General features: G+C 65.5%; 7 protein-coding genes and 1 pseudogene. 2 read left to right on the top strand and 6 right to left on the bottom strand.

The window, feature by feature from the left end; all coding sequences use genetic code 11:
- The 6 genes and pseudogenes from KBI44_21185 to KBI44_21160 all read right to left on the bottom strand — a co-directional run.
- Positions 1–183: hypothetical protein (locus KBI44_21185; GenBank protein MBP9146999.1), on the bottom strand; the 183-nt coding region annotated here is incomplete at its 3' end.
- Between the two features lie 256 nt (positions 184–439).
- Positions 440–1,297, bottom strand: a complete 858-nt coding sequence (locus KBI44_21180; GenBank protein MBP9146998.1) for a nucleotidyl transferase AbiEii/AbiGii toxin family protein — start codon at positions 1,295–1,297, stop codon at positions 440–442.
- A complete protein-coding gene (locus tag KBI44_21175) occupies positions 1,294–2,109 on the bottom strand; it encodes a hypothetical protein (GenBank protein ID MBP9146997.1) in 816 nt (271 codons plus the stop codon). The genes KBI44_21180 and KBI44_21175 overlap by 4 nt, the downstream gene beginning before the upstream one ends.
- A gap of 55 nt (positions 2,110–2,164) precedes the next feature.
- Positions 2,165–2,574: pseudogene (locus KBI44_21170) on the bottom strand (virulence RhuM family protein).
- Positions 2,525–3,412, bottom strand: a complete 888-nt coding sequence (dinD, locus tag KBI44_21165; GenBank protein ID MBP9146996.1) for a DNA damage-inducible protein D — start codon at positions 3,410–3,412, stop codon at positions 2,525–2,527. Before dinD ends, KBI44_21170 begins: the two are co-directional and overlap by 50 nt.
- Before the next feature lie 492 nt (positions 3,413–3,904).
- Positions 3,905–4,213, bottom strand: coding sequence for a nucleotidyltransferase domain-containing protein (locus KBI44_21160; protein MBP9146995.1), 309 nt, complete (start codon positions 4,211–4,213; stop codon positions 3,905–3,907).
- A gap of 911 nt (positions 4,214–5,124) precedes the next feature.
- Between KBI44_21160 and KBI44_21155 the strand changes: the two genes are divergently transcribed.
- Together KBI44_21155 and KBI44_21150 are read left to right on the top strand one after the other, a co-directional pair.
- A complete protein-coding gene (locus KBI44_21155; GenBank protein ID MBP9146994.1) occupies positions 5,125–5,478 on the top strand; it encodes a helix-turn-helix domain-containing protein in 354 nt (117 codons plus the stop codon).
- A 31-nt stretch (positions 5,479–5,509) separates the two neighbouring features.
- Positions 5,510–5,843 (top strand): hypothetical protein (locus tag KBI44_21150; GenBank protein ID MBP9146993.1); only part of this gene is annotated, 334 nt, incomplete at its 3' end.

The following is a 5,843-nucleotide window of genomic DNA, read 5'->3' as shown; positions in this document are numbered from 1 at the left end:
GAGCCAGACCGTCTCCTGCTCGAGCCGAACATCCAGCCGGACCGACCCATCGGGCGCCCCGAAGAGCACCACCTCGCCCCGGTTCGGGATATCGACGGCTGCCTCCGTCCGCGTTCCCTTCCCGCGAACGCCCGCCGCCCTCTTCGCATCGGCCTCCTGCCTCCCTCTTCCCGGACTCTTCATGTCCAGGAAAGACTGAATTCAGCCTCGGAATCTGGCGACTCGATGAAAGTTCATTGGCGAGCCCTTGCTCGCCCTTGGGGACACATTGCGGGCGAACGAACGGAGCGACTTCGCGACCCCGCCCCAACCCGCTATGTGTCCCCTCGCTGCGCTGAGGCCCCTGATCTCATTCGAGCCACCGGGAGAAGGCCGCCGCGTCTCTAGCGCAGCCACCGCGCAACCGCCCTCGGCAAGCGGATGGAACGCATACGTCCCGCTAAGGTTCGAGATGCTCGAAGTAGGCCGTCCGCACCAGCGCTGCCGCATCGTCGACGTCGAACCGGCCCAGTTCCTGCCGCAGGAGCGTGTCCATGTCACGCCGGAAAGCCGGATTGCGCAAGTGCTGGTCGAGTTTCGCGTTGGCCTCCCTCTTTCCCATGCTCTGGTTCTCCTTCGCCAGGTACCAGGCGAGTGCCTCCATCGCCTTGGCGCCGTCCACGCGAAAGGGCGTTGCACCCGCTTCGCTCAGCCGCCAGGCGTGAACGAGGTCGAACAGGTCGCGCCCCTGCTCGCGCTGCAGCAGCGCCCGGGTCTTCGTGCCGAGCATCTCGTTGATGTCGTAGGAAACGGCTGCGGCCCGAACGAGCTCGCCGTCCTCGTCCAGAGAGTCGATCTCAACCCGCACCAATGGAAGCAGAGGAGTGCTTTCCTCGAGATTGACTTCGACCTTGATGGTCTCTTCGCGCGCCAGGTCCAGCGGGACGAAGCGGAATTCGGTCCGCAAGATCTTCGACGGCTTCCAGGCGTTGCGGAGCGCCAGTCCGGCGGAGCGAAACGGCGAGTCGACCGGTTTCCCCAGAACGGGCGTCAAGACGCTTCGGAGGCGCCGGTCCAGTTCCCGGGTGTCCAGCGCCTTGACCAACACCGGGTCGATGTCCTCGGAATAGCGCGCTGCCGGTGCGAGATGCGCCTTGTGCAGCACCGTGCCGCCGCGCATCGCGAGGCAGTCGCTCAGAACGGCATCCCCGAAAATGGCGGCCACACCCCGGGAGAGCCTCAGATCCTGCTCGATCTGGCTGCGCTTGGGCCACGGCGCGTGGACCTGCCAGGCCGTGAGGTGACTCTGCTGGATCAAGTGTTGGCTCCTCGAAAATGGGCCGGCAACCGCACCTTGAACTCGGCGTCGACCTGCGACGCTTCACGCGGCGACGGTTGCCGCTCCAGCGCCACCCGGCGATGCGGTCTGACGCGCAGCCAGGCTGCGACGCGGAGAGCGAGGACGCGCTCCCCGTCGAGCGCCAGCAACGCTCCCAGGCGCTGCGCCGTCGGGATGTCTTGCAAGGCCTCCAAGGCCTCCCTGAGTCCTCGAGCGGTGCAGGACCGCCAGAGCGCCTGCAGCACCTCCCGAACACGCGCCATGCCGCCGACCAGGGTCGCCCGTTCCACGAGCTCGAGTGCGGTCAGCTCCGGCGTGGCCACGCGAAATCGCCCCTGCGGCGTCTCGTGCCATCGGGTCGGCATCTCTTCGACGCGCGCGCGCGTCAAGAACACCACTTCGTGCCGTCCGACGGTGATCGGCCGCCGGCGCTCCGCCACCATCACCTGCGTCACCATGACCGCGTACGGCGAAGCGCCGTAGCTCTCGGCCGCGCTGAGCAGTGTGACGTAGTACGGAATGCCCAGCGTTTTGCGGAGATAGCGATCGAGCCAGACTTCGAGCGGCGGCGCCCCAGCCTTGGCGTATTGCAGGGGCACGATGAGCCAGTGGTCCGACCCGCGCGACAGACGGACGACGCGACCCTTCTTCTGCTGCCGGTACAGCGCCTGGCGCAGTGCCTCGGCGCTCACGCCGGGCAAGTCGTCATAAATCTCGCGAGTGCGCAGGTTCAGCCTGCCGGCCTGTTCGGCCGCATCGAAGAGTTCGGACAGGGAGCGAAAGTTGGCCATCGACTTAGCGCAGCATTTTCGCGCAATGTATCACCAATTGAAACATATTGCGAAATCACAACGAGCTCGATAGGTCCGGCCGATCGGCCACACTGGCGATCAGCCGGACGGCCTGGCTGAGTTGGTCCAGCCGCAACGGGTTGACCGTGTAGCCCCGAACCAGATGGTCGCGCAGCACCTGGGTCGCCCAGATCCGAAACTGGGTTCCGCGCTGCGATTTGACGCGATAGCCGACGGAGATGATGACTTCCAGACTGTAGAAGGCCGTGGGCCGGTCCGAGGAAGCAAGATGCACTTTTTGCATATGGCCCGCTACCGGCAGTTCACCCCCCGGAACAGATTCCGCAGGTGCCGCGAGATGACGGACTGGTCGCGCCCCACAGCAAGCCTTTGGGGACACATTCTCCTCGCATTCCTACTCCTTCGCCGATTCGTCCTTCGCCTCACCGAGGAGACCGATCGCATCACGGTCGTCGAGCTCGAGTTTCGGCGTGGCCTCCTTCAAGCGCTTCTCGACGGTCTTGATGTGCTCAGCTGGGGGGATTCGCTCCGGCAAGTCACCGCCGATGCGACGGATAGCCTCCCGGACCTCCTTGCCAACCTGCTCGTGAGTCTGAATGGCCTGCTGCTCCCCGCACACATGCTCGCGGGCCAGCTTGTCTCGCGTCTGCGTCATCCGGAACTGATTGGCAGCAAGCTCCGTAGCGTTCATCCGGTCCATCAGGTTGTCCTTCTCTGGAATCCCCTTCCGATGCTTGATCTCTTCGCTTCCGAATCCGCCATACAGGCCCTTGTAGCCAGCATCGTGGAAGACGCCGAACATGGGGCTCTGGACGCCAGCCTGGCGAGCGGCTCCGGACAGCGACTTCCACTCCTCGGAGGTCTGCTTTCTGAGCTCCAGCCGCTCCCGGTCCGCGGCGAGCTGGTCCGAGACCTCCTGCCTGCGAGTCTGAATGGCGAAATACTTCTGCGCGAAGGCAATCTCCGGCTTTCTGGGATCGCCGTTCTGGGCGATGAGGTAACAGGCGAACCTGGAAAGGTGAAAGTCCGGGACCTCCCTGGAGCTCGCAGAGCCCAGGGAAACCATTTTGCCGGCGCCGGCAAAATGGTTCTCTGCCGCATTCCCCGACTGCTCGCAGGACGCAATAGCCCTGGAAACAGCCTGCTCGAAGCGGCGCCACTGCGAGTAGCCCAGGAGGGGCTGAAGATCCCTCGCACTCCAATACTCCGCCCCGTGTTCATTCGTGCGCTTCAGGGCCTCGAAGGCCCCCCCGGCAACAGCGGGCAGCTCGGTTTCGGTCACGGGCGTACCATCCCTCTGAACCTCGAAGAGTCGATCAACGCTACCTCAACGTTGCGCCTTTTTTGCGCCGCCCACTTGGGCTCTACTGACCTCTAGGTCAGACGCGACTCGGTGGACACCAAAACCGGCCATTTGCTGACGTTTGTGGGTTGACACTGGCTCCGACTGACAGAGCCTGCTCTACCTTTCCGCGATCGCCCGCCGCCTCCCCGGAATCAGCTACCCGCCTTCCGCTCCCTGGTCTCTTCATACCCAGGTAAGGACGGAATCCCGCCCCGACATCCCGCGCCAGCAGTAGGGGACACATTGCGAGCGAGCAGCTGTTCCGCCACCGTGACCCCACCGCGAGTGGGGGACACATTGCGGGCAAGCCGACGCGCCGTTCCCGCGACCCCGCCAAACCCCGCTATGTGTCCCCTCGCGCCGGTGAACTCCTGGATCCTGGCAACGGCCTCGTGCGCATCCCAGACCAGCTTCCGCGCCTCAGGCCGCCTAGAGGAGCCGCCTCGACCGCTCGATGGCCTGCAGCAGGTGTGGATTCTTGACCGCACCGATCGAGACCAGATCGACGGCCCTTCCGAACAACTGCTCGAGGCCTTCGCGCAGGCCGAAATAGGCATCGGCGTAGCCAAGTCCTGCGGGCGGCTCGATCTCGAAGAGGAAATCGAGGTCGCTCGTCGCCGGATCGAAGTCCGCGCGGAGGGCGGAACCGAAGAGCTCGAGCCGACGCACTCCAAAACGCCGGCACAGCGTCGTGAGCTCCGGCATTCGCGCGCGCACCAGCGCCTCTCCCTGACCCATCGCCCGCCTCCTGAGTCGATATCCTAGACCCTCTCGGAGTCAGGAGCCGGGGACGCGCCAGAGGCACCCCATCCCGTCATTGGGGACACATCGCGGGCCAGCGGCTGCCGTGCCCTCGCGACCCCGCCGCCACCAGGGGACACATTGCGGGCGAGCGCTCGCGGCGCTACGCGACCCCGCCCCACCCCGCTATGTGTCCCCTCGCCGAAGCCCAAGCGCCTCATCTCTTTCGCGCCCCCGAGAGAAGACCGCCCCGTTTCTAGCGGCGCCCTACCCCGCCGCCACCCTCGCCCCCCGAAAGAAATCCGCCGGCATCGCCCGCTGCAACCGCCACACAAACTGAATCGGCCGCTCCCCCGTGTGGGAGACATACGTCGCCGGCCCCAGCAACGTGTAAGGCGCCGTCCCCCACTCCGCCAGCCTTCGCTGCCGCACAAACAGCAGAATGTTCCCGCCATCCCTCGCATGGTGGATGTACCGCTGCCCCGTCGCCCCATCGCCCACCCCTGCGAGGTCGTCGACTGCGACTCCCAATGCACCAGCTCGGGCGAGATGGCGTAGTCCTTGTAGAGCGTCGACGGCGAGTACTCGCGCTCCGACTTCTCCAGGGTGATGAAGAACAGGTCGGAAGTCGTCGCCTCGTCGCGGTAGACCCCCTCGCGATGGCGATAGAAGTTCCCCGGAGTGATGCGCCCGAACGCCGCGCTCAGGGGGTCGGGGACACATTGCGGGCGAGCCGAGGTGCCGATCCCGCGACCCCGCCAAACCCCGCTATGTGTCCCCTCGCGGCCATCTCCAGATGGAGGAGACTGATCTCATTCAAGCCCCCGAGAGAGGACCGCCCCGTCTCGAGCCGCGCCAGGAAGAAGCCCCTTGACACTCGTATGTGTACTGTGTAGTCTTTACTACACATGAACCCCTTCGGCGACTACATTCGGCAGCAACGCGAAGCGAAACGGGCCGACGACAAGGCGTTTTCGCTCCGTCAGGTCGCCCAGCGCGCCGGCGTCGAACCCTCCTATCTGAGCAAGATCGAGCGCGGCGAGCAGCCGCCGCCCGGAGAGGAGACGATCGCCGCCCTGGCGCGCGAGCTCGACGAGGACAAGGACGTCCTTCTCGCCCTCGCCGGCAAGGTCTCGACCGACCTGCAGGACGCCATCCGCAAGCGCCCGCAGCTTTTCGCCGAGCTCATCCGCAACCTGAAGGAGATGCCGGACCACGCGATTCTGCGCGTCGTGCGCGAAGTGCGGGACGGCAAGTGGTGACCCCCTACCTGCTTTCCAAAGGAGACTCCGCATGATCGAGCTGAAGAACGACGCGCTCTGCTTCTCGTTTCCCGATGTGCACCCCAGCGCGTCGCTCGCGATCGACTTCCAGCGCACGCTGCGCATCCCGGACAACGACGAGGACTACGGGCTCCCCCCGGGCCTGGGGAAGTTCCCGCTGCGTCACGTCGACGACTTCGCCGCCCGCCTCCCCGCCACCTGGATCGAGCACGGCGGCGTGATGCTGCCGATGTACCAGGCCGAAGCGATGTGGATCCGCTTCGACGCCCACTACGATGACGAGCGCAAAGTGGACTATCCGTTCGCGGTGCGCATCGCCGCAGGCAAGATCAACGCGGTGACCG

This window comes from Thermoanaerobaculia bacterium, from assembly GCA_018057705.1.
In the GTDB taxonomy this organism is placed as follows: Bacteria; Acidobacteriota; Thermoanaerobaculia; order Multivoradales; family JAGPDF01; genus JAGPDF01.
The sequence above is the reverse complement of the archived record's forward strand: the minus strand, read 5'-3'. Positions and strand labels throughout refer to the sequence as shown.